This is a genomic window from Bradyrhizobium sp. UFLA05-112, assembly GCF_053572325.1.
The window spans coordinates 47428-67420 of sequence record NZ_JBANBK010000020.1; the positions used below are offsets into that span (position 1 = coordinate 47428).

General features: G+C 64.5%; 14 protein-coding genes. 4 read left to right on the forward strand and 10 right to left on the reverse strand.

The window, feature by feature from the left end; all coding sequences use genetic code 11:
• Nucleotides 1-61: 61 nt before the first annotated feature.
• Nucleotides 62-886, reverse strand: a complete 825-nt coding sequence (locus SO180_RS14385; protein WP_449379484.1) for an NAD-dependent epimerase/dehydratase family protein — start codon at nucleotides 884-886, stop codon at nucleotides 62-64.
• Nucleotides 887-977: 91 nt separating this feature from the next.
• Between SO180_RS14385 and SO180_RS14390 the strand changes: the two genes are divergently transcribed.
• A complete protein-coding gene (locus SO180_RS14390) occupies nucleotides 978-1946 on the forward strand; it encodes an SMP-30/gluconolactonase/LRE family protein (RefSeq protein ID WP_449379485.1) in 969 nt (322 codons plus the stop codon).
• Between the two features lie 233 nt (nucleotides 1947-2179).
• Here the strand turns inward: SO180_RS14390 and SO180_RS14395 are convergent, their stop codons facing one another.
• Together SO180_RS14395 and SO180_RS14400 are read right to left on the reverse strand one after the other, a co-directional pair.
• Nucleotides 2180-3610, reverse strand: coding sequence for an aldehyde dehydrogenase family protein (locus tag SO180_RS14395; protein ID WP_449379486.1), 1431 nt, complete (start codon nucleotides 3608-3610; stop codon nucleotides 2180-2182).
• Nucleotides 3611-3929: 319 nt separating this feature from the next.
• A complete protein-coding gene (locus SO180_RS14400) occupies nucleotides 3930-6293 on the reverse strand; it encodes a transketolase (RefSeq protein WP_449379487.1) in 2364 nt (787 codons plus the stop codon).
• A gap of 132 nt (nucleotides 6294-6425) precedes the next feature.
• Between SO180_RS14400 and SO180_RS14405 the strand changes: the two genes are divergently transcribed.
• The 3 genes from SO180_RS14405 (at nucleotide 6426) to SO180_RS14415 (ending at nucleotide 9401) form a co-directional block, all read left to right on the forward strand.
• A complete protein-coding gene (locus SO180_RS14405) occupies nucleotides 6426-6887 on the forward strand; it encodes an Lrp/AsnC family transcriptional regulator (protein ID WP_449379488.1) in 462 nt (153 codons plus the stop codon).
• Between the two features lie 120 nt (nucleotides 6888-7007).
• Nucleotides 7008-7928 (forward strand): polyphosphate kinase 2, encoded by a 921-nt coding sequence (gene ppk2, locus SO180_RS14410; RefSeq protein ID WP_449379489.1) that lies wholly within the window; start codon nucleotides 7008-7010, stop codon nucleotides 7926-7928.
• A gap of 75 nt (nucleotides 7929-8003) precedes the next feature.
• The gene (locus SO180_RS14415; protein WP_449379490.1) at nucleotides 8004-9401 is read left to right on the forward strand and encodes a TAXI family TRAP transporter solute-binding subunit; all 1398 of its coding nucleotides are present in this window, start codon (nucleotides 8004-8006) and stop codon (nucleotides 9399-9401) included.
• A gap of 284 nt (nucleotides 9402-9685) precedes the next feature.
• Here the strand turns inward: SO180_RS14415 and SO180_RS14420 are convergent, their stop codons facing one another.
• The 7 genes from SO180_RS14420 to SO180_RS14450 all read right to left on the reverse strand — a co-directional run bounded on the left by SO180_RS14420 (nucleotide 9686) and on the right by SO180_RS14450 (nucleotide 19843).
• Nucleotides 9686-10627 (reverse strand): DMT family transporter, encoded by a 942-nt coding sequence (locus tag SO180_RS14420; protein WP_449379542.1) that lies wholly within the window; start codon nucleotides 10625-10627, stop codon nucleotides 9686-9688.
• Nucleotides 10628-10814: 187 nt separating this feature from the next.
• Complete coding sequence (locus tag SO180_RS14425) at nucleotides 10815-11654, reverse strand: aldo/keto reductase (RefSeq protein ID WP_449379491.1); 840 nt, start codon at nucleotides 11652-11654, stop codon at nucleotides 10815-10817.
• Nucleotides 11655-11763: 109 nt separating this feature from the next.
• The gene (locus SO180_RS14430; protein ID WP_449379492.1) at nucleotides 11764-13596 is read right to left on the reverse strand and encodes a heavy metal translocating P-type ATPase; all 1833 of its coding nucleotides are present in this window, start codon (nucleotides 13594-13596) and stop codon (nucleotides 11764-11766) included.
• Nucleotides 13597-13859: 263 nt separating this feature from the next.
• Nucleotides 13860-16565, reverse strand: coding sequence for a molybdopterin-dependent oxidoreductase (locus SO180_RS14435; protein ID WP_449379493.1), 2706 nt, complete (start codon nucleotides 16563-16565; stop codon nucleotides 13860-13862).
• Between the two features lie 14 nt (nucleotides 16566-16579).
• Nucleotides 16580-17797 (reverse strand): NAD(P)/FAD-dependent oxidoreductase, encoded by a 1218-nt coding sequence (locus SO180_RS14440; protein WP_449379494.1) that lies wholly within the window; start codon nucleotides 17795-17797, stop codon nucleotides 16580-16582.
• Between the two features lie 9 nt (nucleotides 17798-17806).
• On the reverse strand, nucleotides 17807-18235 hold the full coding sequence (locus SO180_RS14445; protein WP_449379495.1) for a globin family protein: 429 nt from the start codon (nucleotides 18233-18235) through the stop codon (nucleotides 17807-17809).
• 204 nt (nucleotides 18236-18439) lie between these two features.
• Nucleotides 18440-19843, reverse strand: a complete 1404-nt coding sequence (locus SO180_RS14450) for an MFS transporter (protein ID WP_449379496.1) — start codon at nucleotides 19841-19843, stop codon at nucleotides 18440-18442.
• Nucleotides 19844-19993: the final 150 nt, after the last annotated feature.

A 19993-nucleotide genomic window follows, 5' to 3' on the forward strand; every position in this document is an offset into this window, starting at 1 on the left:
GTGGTCGTTCCAGGGCGAGATGTTGCCGATTTCTCCATGTAACGCGCCTTTTTGGCGTCTCCTAGCGCTTGGTCCAGTCGATGATCCGGCTCTTGTCCGCATCGAATTCGATGCTGCAGAACGCGCCGCCCTGGTAGTAGTCGCCGACCGGATCCGGCTTGAGCTTGGCCTGCTCGGCCATTGCGTGCTGCACATGATCCTCGGCGCGGCCGGTCGGACGATAGCCGAATTCGTAGGCCCGATGGTTGTCCCACCAGGCGCGTTCGTTGAGCGAGGCGCCGTAGAAGATCTCGAAATGGATGTCGGGATGCTCGAGGCCAATGCGGCAGAGCTGCACGAGGTCCTCAGGCTTCAGCCAGATCGCGAGCCGGCGCTGGTCGAGCGGCTTCTCGCCGAAATTGCCGATGCGCAGGCAGGTGACCTTCAGGCCATGCTTGTCGGCATAGAGCGCGCCGACCGCTTCACCGAATACCTTGCTGACGCCGTAACGGCTGTCGGGACGCGGGGTGACGTCGGTGCCGATCTTGTGATGGCGGGGGTAGAAGCCGACCGCATGGTTGGATGACGCGAAGACCACGCGCTTGACGCCCTTCTTCCGCGCCGCCTCGAACAGGTTGTAGCCGCCGATGATATTGGCCTGGAGGATATCGTCCCAGGATCCCTCGACCGAATAGCCGCCGAAATGCAGGATGCCATCGACGCCATCGCAGATCGCCTCGCATTGCGCGAGATCGGCAAGGTCCGCCGCCTTGAACGTCTCGTTGGCGCCGAGATCGGCAGGCGGCTTGATGTCGGAGAGCAGGAGATCCGGATAGATCGGCGGCAGCAATTTGCGCATTGCGCTGCCGATTCCACCCGAAGCTCCCGTCATCAAAATACGCGGCATTTCTTCCCTCGTTGGTAGCGACCGGTTTGCGGTCTTGGGTCACTGATGATAGCAGACTTGGCCTGAGGGGACGCAACAACGAGAACTGCAAATGTCCGATGCATCGGTGCAATCCCAAGGTTGGCGGCCGGCGACCTATTACCCCGACCCGGCGATAACTGCACTAGACCCAAGGTTTGAGAAATACTGGCTGAAACCCGCGGCCGTGGAACGCCTCGCCACCGGCCTGCGCTGGGCCGAGGGACCGGTGTGGTTCGGCGACGGGCGATATCTCTTATGCAGCGACATCCCCAACCAGCGCATCATCAAATGGGAGGAGGAAACCGGAGCGGTCTCCATTTTCCGAAAACCCTCCAATTTCGCGAACGGCAATACGCGCGATCGGCAGGGTCGGCTGATCACCTGCGAGCACGGTGGGCGCCGGGTGGTGCGCACCGAATATGACGGCTCGATCACGGTGCTGATGGATTCGTTTGGCGGCAAGCGGCTGAACTCGCCAAACGACGTCGTCGTGAAATCCGACGGCGCGATCTGGTTCACCGATCCGGTGTTCGGCCTGCTCGGCAATTACGAGGGCCACAAGGCGGAGTCGGAGATCGAGCCGAACGTCTACCGGCTCGATCCCGTGAGCGGCAAGGCAACAATCGTGGCCGAGGGCGTGCTCGGCCCGAACGGGCTGTGCTTCTCGCCGGATGAGAAGATCCTCTACGTGGTGGAATCGCGCGGGCAACCGAACCGCAAAATCCTCGCCTATGACGTCTCGCCCGATGGCACCACGGTTTCCAACAAGCGCGTGCTCATCGATGCAGGGCCGGGCACGCCGGACGGAATGCGCTGCGACATCGACGGCAATCTCTGGTGCGGCTGGGGCATGGGCGATCCCGAGCTCGACGGCGTCGTGGTGTTCGCGCCCGACGGCGTGATGATCGGTCGCATCGCCCTGCCCGAACGCTGCGCCAATCTCTGCTTCGGCGGCGTCAAGCGCAACCGACTGTTCATGGCGGCGAGCCAGTCGATCTACGCGCTGTACGTGAACACGCAGGGGGCACTGGGGGGATAGTCTCTCCGCCGTTGCCGGAATCGTAGGGTGGGCAAAGTGACTTGTCCGCCGTAGCGCGAAGAGCGAAGGCGGAAGCGTGCCCACCACTTCTCGTTCATTACGCGACGGTGGGCACGTCGCTACACTCCTTTGCCCACCCTAAGAATTCTCTCGTTGTCGAAACACCGTCAGCAAAACGAAAAACGCCGGAGCGGTGTCCCGCTCCGGCGTCATGTTTGTTCAGACTACGAGGCTTACGCCGCGTTGAAGCCGGCGACAGCCTTCACCTCGAGGAAGTCTTCGAGACCGTACTTGCCCCACTCGCGGCCGTTGCCCGACTGCTTGTAGCCGCCGAACGGCGCGGAGCGATCGTTGGGCACGCCCTGGAGGTTGACGTTGCCGGCGCGGATCTGGCGGGCAACGCGCTTCGCGCTCTCGACCGTATCGGCCGAGACGTAGCCCGCAAGGCCATAGGGCGTGTCGTTGGCGATCTGCACGGCCTCGGCTTCGTCCTTGGCGCCGATGATGGTCAGCACCGGTCCAAAAATCTCCTCCTTCGCGATCGTCATATCGCTGGTGACGTCGGCGAAGATGGTCGGGCGAACGTAGAAGCCCTTGTTGACGCCCTCGGGCAGGCCCGGGCCACCGGCGACGAGCGTTGCGCCCTCGTCGATGCCCTTCTTGATCAGCGCCTGGATCTTGTCCCACTGGCCGCGGTTGACGACGGGGCCGATGGTGGTGCCTTCGCCGCGCGGATCGCCAGCCTTGGTCTTGTCGGCGACCGCCTTCGCGATCGCGGCCACTTCCTTCATCTTGGACAGCGGCACGATCATGCGCGAGGGCGCGTTGCAGGACTGGCCGGAGTTGTTGAACATGTGCATCACGCCGCCGGTCACCGCCTTCGTGAGGTCGGCGCCCTCGAGGATGACGTTCGGCGACTTGCCGCCGAGTTCCTGGCTGACGCGCTTCACGGTCGGAGCTGCGCGCTTGGCCACATCGATGCCGGCGCGGGTCGAACCGGTGAACGAGATCATGTCGATATCGGGATGCTCGCTCATGGCGGCGCCGACCTCGGGGCCGAGGCCGTTGACGAGGTTGAACACGCCCTTCGGCACGCCGGCTTCATGGAGGATTTCCGCGAAGATCAGCGCCGAGGTCGGCGTAAACTCCGACGGCTTCAGGATCATGGTGCAGCCGGCGGCGAGCGCGGGCGCCACCTTGCAGGCGATCTGGTTGAGCGGCCAGTTCCAGGGCGTGATCATGCCGACCACGCCGACCGGCTCACGCAGCACCATGGCGGTGCCAACCGGCTCCTCGAAATGATAGTTCTTGAGCACGTCGAGCGTGGTCATGAGATGGCCAAGGCCCGCGCCGGCCTGGAGTTTTTCCGCCATCGGCAGCGGCGCGCCCATCTCGTCGGACACGGCGGCGCCAATCTCCTTGAGACGGCCTTTGTAGATCTCGATGACCTTGGAGAGCAGCGCGACGCGCTCCTCGCGGCTGGTCTGGGAATAGGTGACGAAGGCGCGCTTGGCGGCAGCGACAGCCTTGTCCACGTCGGCCTTGGAGCCGAGCGCAACCTCATACATCGCCTCTTCCGTCGCCGGATTGACGACCGGAGTGGACTTCTTGACGGCGGGATCGACCCAGGCGCCATCGATGTAGAATTGCAAGCGATTGACCATTGTGAACCTCTTCTTGGGGAGCATTGGAGGGGCGTTTCGGCAGCTATCCTTGCACGAAAACCCGGGTTGTTGAACCCGCCCTCAGCTTGACCTGCGTTGCGGCGGACGCGCGGGAATATGATCGCGCGACCGGGAACTGGCAAGGTCTCGGTTGAATGTCGTCCTGGCGAAAGCCAGGATCCCCGCGCGAGCGCCCGCGCTCGTCGCGATTACCCCAGGGAGCAGTTTGGCGAAGGCTCGTTGCCGTGGGACGACCACGATCGGCGATCGATGGACCTCGCGGTATGGGCCCTGGCTTTCGCCAGGGCGAGGACACACTTCACACCGCCATCTTCCGATGCAGCACCGGCGCGCCGGTGGTGAGGCTTTCGGCCGCATCGATGATGGCGTTCGCGTCCAGGCCATAATGGCGGTAGAGGTCGGCGATGGTGCCGGTCTGGCCGAACTGTTCGACGCCGAGCGCCTCGACGCGATGGCCGCGGACGCTGCCGAGCCAGCCGAGCGTGGCCGGGTGGCCGTCGATCACGGTCACGAGACCGCAATCGCGCGGCAATGGCGCAAGCAGCTTTTCGATATGGCTCAAATGCTGCACGCCGCGGCGGTCGCGCCGCAATTTCCGCGCGGCGGTCCAGCCAGCGTGAAGGCGGTCGGCCGAGGTGATCGCAAGCAGGCCTATGTCGCGCCGGCTTTCGCCGACGAAGCCGGTCGCCTCGATCGCCTCCGGCGCCACCGTGCCGGTGTAGGCGATTACGATTTCGGCATTGGGGCCCGGCTTGCGCAACCAATAGGCGCCGTCGGTGATGCCCTGAGCGAGCTCCGGAGTCATGATTCGCTGCGCTTGCTCGATGGTGCGCGTCGACAGACGCAAGTAGACCGAGCCACCCTCGCCCGCCTCGCGCTGCATGTGGTCAAAACCCCAGCCCATGATCACGGCGAGCTCGTCGACGAAGGCCGGCTCGAACGATGCGAGCCCATCCTGCGCCATGCCGATCAGCGGCGTTGCGATCGACTGATGCGCACCGCCTTCGGGTGCGAGCGTGACACCGGAGGGCGTTGCCGCCACCATGAAGCGAGCATCCTGATAGCAGGCGTAGTTCAGCGCATCGAGGCCGCGCTCGATGAAGGGATCGTAGAGCGTGCCGACCGGCAGCAAGCGCTCGCCATTGATCTGGTGCGAGAGCCCCAGGGCCGACATCATGATGAACAGGTTCATCTCTGCGATGCCAAGCTCGAGATGCTGCCCCTTGGGCGATGCGTCCCAGTTGAACGTGGATGGAATTTTCTCGCTGCGGAATAAATCCGCCTTCTCGGCGCGCGCAAACAGGCCGCGCCGGTTCACCCAGGGACCGAGATTGGTCGAGACGGTAACGTCGGGCGACGTCGTGACGATGCGCTCCGCAAGCTCGCTGTCGGTGCGCGCGATCTCGTTCAGCACAAGCCCAAAACCCTGCTGGGTCGACATCTGCGCCGACGGCTTGAAGGTGAGCTGAGAGGGCACTTCGACGGCGGGCGCGGTCAGCCGGCGGCCATCCTGGTTGAAGGGCACGCGCGCGAGGAAGGCTTCGAGCCCGGCAGCGCCCTGCGCCATGCCCTCGAACTTGTCCCACTCGTGACCGGGGCGAATGTTCTGGCTCTCGCGAAACTTCTCCATCTGCGCAACCGTCATCAGGCCGGCATGGTTGTCCTTGTGGCCCTGGAACGGCAGACCGACGCCCTTGATGGTGTAGGCAATGAAGCAGACCGGGCGATCGTGATCGATCTTTTCGAACGCCTCCAGCATGCTCGCCATGTCGTGTCCGCCAAGGTTCGACATCAACGCCAGCAGTTCATCATCGCTGCGCCGGTCGATCAGCTTGGTGATCGGCCCCTGGTCACCGATCTCGTCATGCAGGTGCTTGCGGAAGGCCGCGCCGCCCTGGAAGCACAGCGCCGCGTAGAGCGCGTTCGGGCAGTTGTCGATCCACGCTTTAAGCGCTTCGCCACCGGGCTCGGCAAAAGCCTCGCGCATCAGCCGGCCGTATTTCACGATGACCACGTCCCAGCCGAAATTGCGGAACATGGTCTCGAACTTTTCCCAGAGCCCCTCGCGCACGACGGCGTCGAGCGACTGCCTGTTGTAATCGACCACCCACCAGGTGTTGCGCAGGCCGTGCTTCCACCCCTCGGCGAGCGCCTCGAAAATGTTGCCCTCGTCCATCTCGGCGTCGCCGACCAGCGCGATCATCCGCCCTTCGCGGCGATCCTTCATCCAGCCATGCGCCTTGACGTAGTCCTGCACCAGCGACGAGAACAGCGTCTGCGCGACACCGAGACCCACCGAGCCGGTCGAGAAATCGACGTCGTCGATGTCCTTGGTGCGCGAGGGATAGGACTGCGCGCCCTTGAAGCCGCGGAAATTCTCCAGCTTCTCGCGGGTCTGCCGGCCAAACAGATACTGGATGGCGTGGAACACCGGGCTTGCGTGCGGCTTCACCGCGACGCGATCCTCAGGTCTGAGCACGTGGAAATACAGCGCCGACATGATGGTCGCGAGCGAGGCGGATGAGGCCTGATGGCCGCCGACCTTCAGGCCGTCCGCGTTGGCGCGGATGTGGTTTGCATGATGGATGGTCCATGACGACAGCCACAGCACCTTGCGGGCGAGCGCGGACAAGGTGTCGAGGCGGGCGGAATCGACGGGCATGGCGATGCTCCGGAAAATGATGGACTATGATACGCCTGCGGCAGCCGGCAAAATTCTCAATTTTTGGCGCCACGCCCGCCCAAGTTGGGATATTTTACCAAAGAATAGCCACTCCACATAGGTTTCATCCCAATGCCCGAGCTTGACGCCATCGACCGAAAGATCCTCGCCCTGCTCCAGGCCGACAGCCGGCTGACCATGCAGGAACTCGCCGACAAGGTCGGCTTGTCGGTCTCGCCCTGCCATCGCCGGGTCAAGCTACTGGAGGAGCGCGGCGTCATCACGCGCTACATCGCAACCGTCGACCAGAAGGCGCTGGGGCTGCACGTCAGCGTCTTCATCTCGATCAAGCTGGCTCGGCAGAAGGAGGAGGACCTCAATCGCTTTGCGCGCGCGATCTCGAAATGGGACGAGGTTTTGGAATGCTACCTGATGACCGGCAACCGCGACTACCTCTTGCGCGTCGTCGCCGCCGACCTGTCGTCCTATGAGGCGTTCCTGAAGAACAAGCTGACCCGGCTCGACGGCATCGCCTCGATCGAGTCGAGCTTTGCGCTAAGCCAGGTGAAATATTCGATCGCACTACCCGTGTGACGGCAGCCTCGCTGACCCAATCCGCCCGGGGCAAACGCCTGCCCGATCCCCGGTGTCACATTGGCGCAACAAAGCCCGCCGATGGTCAGCCCCTGGCACTCTAGCCGAGAGTAAGGATCCATGACTGCAGCCGACCGCACCTCCGAAGCCGCCAAGCGCGACCGCATTATCCAGGAAATGGCCGACGACCTCGACGAGGAGCTTGAACTCGAGCTTGACGACAGCCGCCTCGACAAGCTCCTGAGCGAGACCGATACCCCCGGTCCGACCATGGACCGCAGGGCTTATTTCAGGGAGCTGCTCCGCCTCCAGGGCGAGCTCATCAAGCTGCAGGACTGGGTGCAGAGCGAGAAGAAGAAGGTCGTCATTCTGTTCGAGGGCCGCGACTCCGCCGGCAAGGGCGGCGTCATCAAGCGCATCACCCAGCGCCTCAATCCTCGCGTCTGCCGGGTCGCCGCGCTTCCAGCCCCCAGTGAGCGCGAGCGCACGCAATGGTACTTCCAGCGCTACGTGTCGCATTTGCCCGCAGGCGGAGAGATCGTACTATTCGACCGGAGCTGGTACAACCGCGCGGGCGTGGAGCGCGTGATGGGCTTCTGCAGCGAGGAACAGTACGAGGAGTTCTTCCAGTCGGTACCGGAATTCGAGCGGCTGCTGATCCGCTCCGGCATCATCCTGCTCAAATACTGGTTCTCCATCACCGACGACGAGCAGCAGTTCCGCTTCTCCATGCGCATCCAGGATCCGCTGAAGCAGTGGAAGCTGAGCCCGATGGACGTCGAGGCACGCAGCCGCTGGGAGCTGTACACCAAGGCCAAGGAGACGATGCTGGAGCGCACCCACCTGCCGGATTCGCCATGGTGGATCGTCGACGCCGTGGACAAGAAGCGCGCGCGGCTCAACTGCATCTCGCATCTGCTCAGCCAGATCCCCTACCAGGAGGTCTCGCGCGTGCCGGTGACGCTGCCGCCGCGCGTCCGCAACCCCGACTATCACCGCGGGCCAATTCCGGACGAGATGTACGTGCCCGCGAAATATTGACGGCGCCGGCAGCAGCCACCGGCAACCGGCCTTCGGGATGAGGACCACGAGATGCCCGTGCCGAGCGATTTGAGCGTGACTAGTGAGACCTTGCTTCGTCGCCGCAATCGCTCCGGCCCGTGGCTGCTGCTCGCGAGCATCCTTTCGGCGGTGACGGTGGTTCTCGCCGTTGCCTATTGGGCTTGGCAGCCGGCGAGCTTGCGCATCGCCGTCGGCCCGCCCGGCAGCGACGACCAGACGGTGATACAGGCGCTCGCGAGGGCCTTCGATGCGAAGGGTGGCGCCGTGCGGCTGGCGCCGATCGAGACGGACGGCGCGTTGCAAAGCCTCAACCTGCTTGGCGGCGGCAAGAGCGATCTAGCGGTAGCGCGCGGCGACCTCGACATGCCACCCGACACCAACTCGGTGGCGATCCTGCGCCGAAACTTCGTGGTGCTGTGGGCGCCGACGGGCCGCAAGGGCGCGGCGAAATCAAAGGTGACCGAGATCGCAGGCCTTAGCGGTCGTCGCATCGGTGTCGTGGGCCTCGGCGATGCCAACATCATCTTGCTGCGCGTGATCCTGGCAGAATCCGGCGTCAATCCGCAGAAGGTGACGGTGGTACAGTTCGGTACCGACCACATCTCCGAAATGACGCAGGACACCACGCTCGACGCATTCATGATGGTCGGCGCGCTCGATGCGAAAGTGATCGCGGACACGATCGCCGCAACGGCGCGGGCGCGCGGCGAGCCAAAATTCCTCGGCGTCGACGTTTCCGACGCGATCGCCGAACGGCATCCGCTCTATGAATCCGAGGAAATACCGGCTGGCGCGTTCGCTTCGTCACCGCAACGGCCCGACGACAAGATTGACACCATCGCCGTCAACCACCTGATCGTGGCGCCGAGCTCGCTCTCCGAGGATACGGTCGCTGCCTTCACCCGCGAGCTGTTCACGATCCGGCCGTCACTCGCGAAGGAGTTGCCCAGCGTCAGCCACATCCAGAAGCCGGACACCGACAAGGACGCCGCGCTGCCAGCCCATCCCGGCGCTGCCGCCTATATCGACAGCAACGAGCGCAGCTTCATGGACAAGTACAGCGACTACATCTGGGGCGCGGTGCTGATCCTCTCCGGCCTCGGCTCGGTGGCCGCGTGGCTGCGTCATTACCTGCGGCGCGATGAGCGCAAGCTGAACACGCTGCACCGTGACCGCTTGCTCGGCGCGATCGTGAGCGTGCGCGAGGCTTCGTCCCTCGATGAACTTGCGGCCATGCAACGCGCCGCGGACGACATTCTGCGCGAGACGCTGATCTGCCACGAGGACGGCGCCATTGAAGACGGCGATCTCGCCGCCTTCGGGCTCGTGCTGGCGCAATTCCATCAGGCGATCATCGATCGCCGAGCCCTAATCAGCGATAGGGCCGAGGGACCTGCAAAGCCCGATGGCCCCGCGCTTCAGCTCGCCGCTACCTCCACGGCTCCACGATGATCTTGGTTTGCGCCTCGGGATTGGCGAGATCGGCGAAGGCTTTGGGCACGCCGTCGATGCCGACCTTGGCCGTCACCATCGCGGCCGCCTCCACCTCGCCCTCCGCGATTAGGCGTAGCGAATAGGCGAACTCCTCTGGCGTGTAGCCGACGACTTATTGGACGTTGAGCTCTTCATGATGCCGAGCATCGGCTCGCTCTTGTCGCTCTCGATGCAGCCCGTACCCGGCTCCTCCCATTCTTGTCGGAGCCGTTGATAGCACAAAGCCAGCCCTTCAGATTGCGTCAGGCGTTCGGCGAACGCTCCTCGCGCACCAAGAGCTGGGCCCGGCGGACACGCTCGCGATGGGCGATATAGAGGCCGCTCGCGACGATGAACGCCGCGCCCGTGATGGTCCAGACGTCCGGCAACTCACCGAAGATGAAGAAGCCCAAAATGCTGACCCACAGCAATTGCGTGTAGGAGAACGGCGCCAGCACCGAAGCATCGCCATAGCGATAAGCGAGCACGATGATCCACTGGCCAACCGTGGAGGCGATGCCGATGAAGATACCGAGCCCGATGGCAGTCCAGCTCGGCGTGACCCAGACGAACGGCACCATCGCGGTCAGGAGGGCAACGCCCGTGAGCGCGGAATAGGCCATCGTGGTGAGGACAGCTTCCCGCCCGCTGATCATGCGCGTCAGGATCAGCGCAGCCGCCCAGCAAAACGCCGAGACGATCGGGAAGAACGCGGCGACGTGAAATGCGCTTGAGCCGGGCCGCAAAATGATCGTAACGCCGACGAGGCCGAGCGCAGTTGCGAGCCAGCGGCGCAGGCCGACCTTCTCACTCAGGAAGATGATCGAGAGCGCCGTGACGAACAGTGGCGAGACGAAGCCGGTGGCGGAGGCCTCCGCGATCGGGAGGAAACGCAGGCCGGTAATGAAGAACAGTGACGAGCCGAGCAGCGCCGCACCGCGCATCAACTGAAGGCCGAGCCGCTCGGTACGCATCGCATAGAGCGGCGAGGCCGGCAGCATCACCGGCGTGAACATCAGTGCGAAGGTCAGGAAGCGGATCCAGGTGATCTCGATCGACGGCAGGCTCGTCGAAAGATATTTCGCGGTGACGTCTGAGCAGCCGAGAAATACGGTCGACAACAGGACCAGCGCAATGCCCTTGAAGGGATGGTCGACGCGCGCGGGTGCGCGGCGTGCGGCCTGCTTCCTTTCTGGCACAGGCACGGAAATACTGTCGAGCCTTGCGGCTGCGGCTGGCGGCGGGGTCACGGCTGGAACTCGGGAAATGCGAATCGTATGAACCTATAAAAACGCCAATTGCGCGTGGTTCACAACGCCCGAAAACAGGATGCCGATATGCACTGGTGGGCACGTGCGTAAACGCTCCATTAACAAGGGGCGCTTTCTTGCATTACAGCATCGGCAGGCTGCGTGGCTTGCTGCCGCGCGGAAACGCCGCATCCAGCGCGGTAACATCGTCCATGGTCAACACGAGATCGCCGCTCGCCGCATTTTCGCCAGCATGCTCGGCGGATGACGCCTTCGGGATCGCGAACACCGTAGTTGCACGGGTGAGAAAGCTGAGCGCCACCTGACGCGGCGTCGCGCTGTGCGCCTCTGCGATGCGCGCGAGCACCGCACCTCCCTTGCTCGTCGCTGCGGGAAAATCGTCATGGCCGAATGGCGAATAGGCCACCACCGCAACACCGTGCCGCTCGCACCACGGGATCACCGCGTGCTCGATTGCACGCTCCTTGAGATGGTACAGCACCTGATTGCAGGCGATCTTGCCTTCGCCGGCAACGTCGAGGATGTCGTCGAGATCGTCGGCGTCGAAGTTGGACACGCCCCAGGATTTGATCTTGCCAGCCTTCACCAGCTCCTCGAAGGCAGCAACAGTGTCCTCCAGCGCATAGGAGCCACGCCAGTGCAGCAAATAGCAGTCGAGCCGATCCGTCTTCAGCCGCTTGAGCGAGCGCTCGCAAGCGGTGATGGTGCCGCGGCGCGAGGCGTTGCTCGGCAACACCTTCGAGACCAGGAAAACCTCGTCCCTGCGGCCAGCGATCGCATCGGCAATCACGAGTTCCGCCTCGCCGTACATCTCGGCGGTGTCGATATGCGTCATCCCTAGATCAAGCCCGCGCTGAAGCGCGGCAATCGCGCGCTTGCGGTCGCCATGATCGAGATACCAGGTGCCCTGTCCGATGACGGAGACGCTGGCGCCGGTGTGGCCGAAGGGTTTTGTGTTCATGTATTTCTCCACGGGCGAGATCTGAGTGCTTTCTCTCGCCGCGTGACAGCATAGGCGACAATGTTCGAAGCGTCGATTGGCCCGCGCCTCCGTCGGAGACGAGCATAGCTCACCGGTCGCGCAGCACGCGCAGCGCATTCAGGATCACGGCGACGTCGATCACCTCCTGCAGGATCGCGCCCTCGACTGGCGTCAGGTAGCCGAAGGCAGCCGCGATCATGCCGAGCGTCGACAGGCCGATGCCGGCAATAACGCTCTGAAGCGCGATGAAACGTGCGCGGCGCGCGATCTCGATCGCGGGCACGATGCGGTCGAGCGTGTCGACCAGCAGCACGGCGTCGGCTGCTTCCGCCGACGCGGCGGCACCCGTCGCACCCATGGCGACGCCGACATCGGCGGCCGCGAGTGCCGGGGCGTCGTTGACGCCATCGCCCACCATCATCACCGGACCGGCTTTGCGCTCTGACAGCACCACCATGACTTTTTGGTCCGGCGTCAGCTCGGCGCGAACCGCATCGAGGCCGAGACCGGCCGTGATGGCCTCGGCTACGTCGCGGCGGTCGCCGGTCGCGAGCACGATGCGTTCAACGCCGAGGCGCCGCACCTTGGCAAGGAGCTCGTCGATGCCGGCGCGCAGCTCGTCGGCGAGCACGATCCGTCCGGCAAGCCGGCCGTCAAGCGCCAGCCACACGGCGACCGCTCCCGGCGCTGTCAACGCGGGCTCAGTCGTGCCCTGGATCGGATCCGGCAGTTGCGATCGCACATAGCGACGACCGCCGACGGCGACGAAGCTGCCCTGCACGCGTCCCTTGACGCCTTCGCCGGGCGTCTCCGCGACATCGGCCGGAATCGACAGTGGAAGCCCGCGGCGCTGCGCCTCGGCCACCAGCGCCTGCGCGATGACATGCTTGGAGGCCTGATCGAGCGATGCGGCGATCCGCAGCACGTCATCCTCACGAAATGCTTCCGCGGCATGGACTGCAACCACCCTCGCCTTGCCATCGGTGAGCGTGCCGGTCTTGTCGACCACGAGGACGCGGATGCGAGCCATCGTCTCGAGCGCCTTGCCGCCCTTGATCAAGATGCCGTAATGGGCCGCGCGCGACAGGCCAGCGACGATGGCAACCGGCACCGCGAGGATCAGCGGGCAGGGCGTCGCCACCACCAGCACCGCCACCATGCGGATCGGATCCTGCGTCCAGGCCCAGGCCGCACCCGCGATCGTGAGCGTTGCGACCAAAAACACGATCGCATAGCGATCGGCGAGCCTCGCCATCGGCGCCCTGGCGCGCTGCGCCGCCTCGACCAGGCGGACGATACCCGGATAGGTGCTTTGCGCCGCCGGACGGGTGGCGATGATGTCGAAGGCTTCGCCGGCATTGGTGGCTCCGCTCATCACCGCTTCGCCGTCCCTGCACTGGACCGGCAGCGATTCCCCCGTCAGCGCAGACTGGTCGAGCACGGCGAGCGGGCTTGCGAGCGTGCCGTCGACCGGCACGATCTCGCCCTGGCGGATCAGCAGACGGTCGCCTGTCGCGACGAGCTCGACGTCGATCTCCTCGAGCCGATGGTCGCGATGACGCATCGCCTTGCGCGGGGCGCGCGCGAGCAGCGCCGTCATCTCGCGCCGCGCTTGGCCCTCGGCAAAGTCCTCGAGGTGTTGCCCGCCGGCATACATCAGCGCGACCACGGCGGCCGCAAGCTCCTCACCGACCACCAGCGCCGACGTCATCGAAAGTGCAGCCACGATATCGAGCCCGACATCGCCGCGCCACAGGCTCCGCACGATCTCGACCAGGAGCGCAAGCAATACCGGCAGCGTCGCAATCGCCCAGACCAGATCAACCCACGCCGAAGCGCCGGATGCGCGCAGCACAAAGCCGAGCACGAGTCCCGCGGCGGGAAAGCCGATCAGGAAGGGCCGAATGGGAACGTCGGACACGGAAAAAACGCCGGGCGAGTTGCGCGGCAGTGATGATGACAGCGAGTGCGCGAAGAGGCGATGATTTAGATCAACCCCACACTGTCATGCCCCGCGCAGGCGGGGCATCAACTATGCCGCGGCCTATCGATTTGTCTCGGACGTCTCGGAGTGCTGGATCGCCCGATCCCGTCTCCGCCAAGGCTTCGACGAGGCTCGCGGACTCGGCTCGCCGAAGCTTCAGCGAAGGCGGCAAGCCGGGCGATGATGCAGGAAGTGTGGCGCTAGCCCGCCGCGCCGGCGAACTTTGCCTCCTTCGCAGCCCCGCCCGTCTCCGCAATCAGCCGCTTGAGCTCGGGAATGCAGGAGCCGCAATTGGTGCCGGCCTTGAGTTTTGCGCCGATCTCGGCCGCGCTGCGCGCGCCGGCGGCGATGGTGTCACAGATGGTGGCGCGGCCGACGCCGAAGCAGGCGCAGACCACGGGACCGGTCGAGGCGACACCTTCGGTCGATTTGCCCGAGAGCAACATGCGGCGCTGTTCGTCACTGACACTGCCTGCCGCGAACAGGCTCTTCACCACCTCCCAATCGCCGGCATCATGGGCAGGGCCAATGAACAGGCAGGCCTCGATGCGATCGCCGACGAAAGACGCCGCGCGGTAGACGCCGCCGCCGAAATCGCGGTACTCGGCAATATCCTCGCCTCCAATATCGTGCAGCCAGATCGGCCAGCGGGACAGATCCGCATTGTCGGCGAAGAGATAGCCGTAGCCACCGCCGATCGCGACACGCGCCCACCACAGATGCGGCGGCAGCGCGAGTGCTTTTCGCGACAGAACAAAGCCGCGGAAGACGTATTCGTACGGCGCTATCGCGGCCGGGGTTGCCTTGGCTTCCGGCTGCCCCGAGAACGGATCGTTGAACGACTGCACCAGCGCGCCGATGCGGCCATGCGAGGCGTTCATCGCGCTCCAGTGGATCGGCGCGAACAGCGTGCCGCGCTGCTGGCGCTCGCTGACCACGACTTTGAGGATGCACTGCCCGTAATCGGTGGTGACGCGGGCAAAGCTGTCGTCGGTGACGCCGTATTTGCCGGCATCATCAGGATGAATCTCGACGAACGGCTCTGGCAGATGCGCCCCGAGCCGCTGGCTGAGGCCGGTACGGGTCATGGTGTGCCACTGGTCGCGGATGCGACCCGTGTTCAGCCGCAGTGGTCGCGCCGCATTGGTCTCGCTGCGCAGCGCCGGTACCTCCGGCGCAACGAAACGGCCCTTGCCGTCATTGGTGAAGAAGCCGCCGCCCGCAAAGAAGCGCGCGCCAGGTCCCTCCTGCCCCTCGCGCGCCGGCCATTGCAGCGGCACCAGCGCATCATAGGCCTCGTCGGATACCGATTGCAGCGCGCCGATGTCGAAATCCCGGCTGCCATTGTTCTCGAACGCCGAGAGCGCGGCATGCTCGCGGAAGATCTCGGCGGCCGATTTGTAGTTGAAGCCCGCACTGAAGCCGAGGCGCTTTGCGACCTCGCTCAGAATCCACCAGTCCGGCCGCGCCTCGCCCGGCGCCGGCAGGAACGAACGCTGCCGCGAGATACGGCGCTCGGAATTTGTCACCGTGCCCGACTTCTCGCCCCATGCGAGCGCGGGCAACAGCACATGCGGCCCCGCCTCCACCGTGTCGTTGGAAAGCACGTTCTCCGAGACCACGAACAGCTCGAGCTTCTTCAGCGCATCGCGCACGAGATCGGCATCCGGCAGCGACACCGCCGGATTGGTGCCCATCACCCACAGCGCCTTGACCTCGCCGCGGTTGATCGCCTCGAACAACTGCACCGCCTTGAGCCCCTCGTGGGTGGCGATGCGCGGCGCCTTCCAGAACCGCCGCACGCGGTCGATCTCGGGCGGAGTGAACATCATGTGCGCGGCGAGCTGGTTGGCGAGCCCACCGACCTCGCGGCCACCCATCGCATTGGGTTGTCCCGTGAGCGAGAACGGCGAAGCCCCTGGCTTGCCGATGCGGCCCGTGGCGAGATGGCAATTGAGGATGGCGTTGACCTTGTCGGTGCCCTGCGCCGACTGGTTGACGCCCTGCGAGTACAGCGTGACGACACGCTCGGTCTCGCGGAACATCGCATAGAACGCCGCGACGTCCTGCTCCGACAGTCCGGTCGCGAGCGCCGTCGCGGTCACGCTGCCGGCGATGCTGCGCGCACGGGCGAGCGCATCGTCGAAGCCCGACGTGTTGTTCGCGATGTAGTCCTTGTCGAGAGCGCCGTTGTCTGCGAGATGGACGAACAGGCCGGAGAACAGCGCGGTGTCGGTGCCTGGCTTCACGCCCAGGAACAGGTCTATGTCGCTTGCAGTATCGGTGCGGCGCGGATCGATCACGATGATGCGAGCGCCGCGCTCCTCCTTGTTCCTGCGCATGCGCTGGAACAGGATCGGATGGCACCAGGCCGCGTTGGAGCCGACCAGCACGAGCAAGTCAGCCTGGTCGAGATCCTCGTAGCAGCCGGGCACGGTGTCGGCGCCGAAGGCACGGCGATGGCCGGCGACCGAGGACGACATGCAGAGCCGCGAATTGGTGTCGACATTCGCCGTGCCGACGAACCCCTTCATCAGCTTGTTGGCGACGTAGTAGTCCTCCGTCAGCAACTGGCCCGAGAGATAGAAAGCGACAGCATCCGCGCCGTCACGCGCCACGATATGCTGCATGCGATGGGCGACATGGTCGAGCGCGTCGCTCCAGGCGACACGCTCCATCACGCCTTTGCAGCGGATCATCGGATAGAGCAGACGTCCCTCGAGTCCGACGGTCTCGCCGAGCGCCGAGCCCTTGGAGCAGAGCCGGCCGAAATTGGCGGGATGCTCGGGGTCGCCGGCGATCGCAGCGCCACCATTGCCGTCGGGCGTCGCCAGCACGCCGCAGCCGACGCCGCAATAGGGACAGGTCGTTCTGGTGGCGCGGAGCGTCGGATCGATCGCAGTCATTCAGGCGACATCCATCAAGCGGCTTTGGGCGGAAGCGCGAGTGCGCGGCCGAACATCATGTCGGTACGGATCGCGGCGACCTTCTCGCGATTGCGGATCAGTTCGAGATACCAGAGCGCGTCCACGGTATCGCCGATCAGCACGGCGCCGGTGAGTCTGCCGTCGGCGATGACCAGCTTCTTGTAGGTGCCGCGCCTGCGATCGGAGAGCACGAGGCTCTCGCTGCCCTCGCCGCCGACGAAATCGCCGGCCGAGAACACGCTGACGCCTGATACTTTCAGATTGGTCGAGACCACGCTGCCCTGATAGGTGGCACTCTTGCCGGCAAGATGCCGCGCCAGCACGCGTGCCTGCTCATAGGCCGGCTCGACCAGCCCGTAAGCCGTGCCGCGATGCTCGGCGCATTCACCGAGCGCGAAGATGTCGGACTCGCTGGTCTGGAGGCAATCGTTCACGACGATGCCGCGGTTGACGGCAAGCCCTGCCTCCTTCGCGATCGCGACGTTCGGCCGGATGCCCGCCGCAACGATCGCGGCATCGGCTTCGATGCGGCTGCCGTCGGCAAGCTCGACGGCCTCGACGTGGCCGTCGCCATGAATGCATTTGGTGCTCGCATTCAGAACGACATTGATGCCCTTGCGCTCGACCAGCGTCTTGAGCAACTCGGCCGCAGGCAGATCGAGCTGGCGCTCCATCAGGCGATCCATGAGATGCAGCAGCGTCACCGGTGCGCCGGCTTTCGCAAGACCATAGGCAGCTTCCAGTCCGAGCAAGCCGCCACCGACCACGACGACGCGCTTCTTGGCTGCTGCGAGCGTCAAGAGCAGATCGACGTCGCGGCTGTCGCGAAAAGTGTGGACGCCCGTGAGGTCGGCGCCCGGCACGTTCAACCGCAGCGGCGTCGAGCCGGTGGCGAGGACGAGCTTGGAATATTCCATGCTCTCCTCGCCCGCGATCTTCAGCTCGCGACGACCGACATCGATCTCGGTGACGCGATAGCCGTAGCGGACGGTCACGCCGCGCTGGCGCCACCAGTCGGCGGGCCTGAGCTCGATCTCGTGGGAGCCGGTCTCGCCCGCAAGCACGGACGAGAGCAGCACGCGGTTGTAGGCGAGCCGCGGCTCTTCGCCGATCACAGCGACTGCGTAACGGCCGAGCGCGGTCTTGGCGAGTTCATCGACCAGACGCGCGGCGGCCATACCGTTACCGACGATGACGAGTGGCTCACTCACTTTGCTCTCCTATTCTGCGGCCTGCGGCCGCGCGCCATAGGCCTCGGAAATCATGAAGTTCGACAGCACGCCGTAGGCCGCGGTCCAGGCGGCGGCGACATCTGGCGTCCAGGCGTCGCCCAGCCCCTTCGCCAGCGTCCACAACAGGGTCGAGCCCACGACCGGGTAATGTTCGGGCTTCGCGCCGTAAGCGACGTGACGTTGCGCCAGCGCGGATGCGGCCGGCAGGATCGAGTCGAGATTGGTCAGACCGTTCACGACGACGGCAAGCGTCGCCATCAGCTTCTTGCGCTGTTCGGTCATGTCAGCAGGAAACATCGCCTTCACCGATGGCGCGACCTCGAACAGGCGGTCGTAGAACAACATCGCAGCCGCGTCCGAAATCGGAGCGACCTTGGCGAAGCTCTGCTGGACGAGGTTGATCTGTTCGGGCGTCATCGTTGGTCTCCTTGCTGGTTTGAAGTCTGCCTTTGTCCGCGCCCTTGCGGATAAGGTTCATGGGTCAAACTCTCCGGCAAAGCTTCTCCCCGCGTACGGGGAGAAGCGAGATTCGTACCAAGTCTCTATCTCTTGAGCATGATCTTCGCGGAAAAACCGCTGCACACTTTGCGCTAACGCGGCCCTCCGGGTCCGGATCATGCTCTACACGCGCGCTTCGGCGAGGCTCGCCGCGCCTTCGGCCTGCGGGCCGCGACGCAGGTAGAACCACCAGGTCAGCCCGAGGCAGGAGGCGTAGAAGACAAGGTAGATCGCCAGCGCGAGCTGCGGCCCGCCAGTCAGCGCGATCGACTTGCCAAAACCGGTCGGGATCAGATAGCCGCCGACAGCGCCGATCGCGCCGATGAAGCCAACCGCCGCGCCGCTCTCGATGCTTGCCGTCTTCAGCGCCAGCGCGCGCGCTGCATCGCCCTTGCCGCGCACCTTGAACAGATTTTCCTCACGGAAGATCGAGGGGATCATCCGGTAGGTCGAGCCGTTGCCGATGCCCGTCGTGACGAACAGGATCAGGAACATCGCCAGGAAACCGATGAAGTCCTTCTGGCCAACGAAATAGAGGACGCCGATCGTGGCGGCCGCCATCGCGATGAAGTTCCAGAAGGTGATGATGGAGCCGCCGACCTTGTCGGCAAGCCACCCGCCGAGAGGCCGCGACAGCGAGCCGACCAACGGACCCAGGAAGGCGATCGCGATCGTGATTTGCGGGAACTGGGTCTTGATCAGCAGCGGAAACGCTGCCGAGTAGCCGATGAAGGAGCCGAAGGTCCCGATATAGAGGTAGGCCATGATCCAGGTGTGCTTGCGCTTGACGATCGCGAGCTGGTTCTTCACCGACGACTTGGCCGAGGCCAGGTTGTTCATGAAGAACACAGCGCCGAATACGGCGATCGCGATCGGCAGCACCCACATCAACCCGGCGTTCTGCAGGAAGATGCCGTCGACGGGCGTCGCCTGGAACAGGTTGATGACACCGAGCGTCATCAGGATGGGCGTCAGGAGCTGCACGCTGGAGACGCCGATATTGCCGCCGGCAGCGTTGAGACCGAGCGCGGATCCCTTCATCCGGTCTGGGAAGAAGAAAGAGATGTTGGTCATGCTGGAGGCGAAATTGCCGCCGCCGAGGCCTGCGGTCGACGCGACGAGCAGCATCAGCCAGAACGGCGTGTCGGGCTGGCTCACGAAATAAGCGAGCGACAGCGTCGGGATGAATAGGATCGCCGCGCTGAAGATGGTCCAGTTGCGGCCGCCAAAGGTCGTGACCGCAAAGGTGTAGGGGAAGCGCATCAAGGCGCCGATCAGGCCCGGCACGGCGACAAGCTGGAAGAGCTGGTCGGTCGTGAAGTGGAAGCCTGCCTGCGGCAGCTTGGTGGTGACGATGCTCCAGATCAGCCAGACCGAGAAGCCGATATGCTCGGCCACGATCGACCAGATCAGGTTGCGTCGCGCGATAGTCTTGCCAGTCGCATTCCAGAACGCCTCGTCCTCGGGGCGCCAGTCTGAAATCCAGGTCGGACTTGAAGCCGGATTTCCATTCGGATTCGTCGTCATTGATAATCCCTTCTAGGCTCACCGCTGCGTCGTTGCAGGCTTAGCCTCCAGGCATGGAGGCACGCTCCGAGGCTTCTCCCCGGTGGCGAGTTCACGATGCTGATTGATGATGTTGAGGGACGTCGTCGTTGGCGTCGCAAAATGACATTT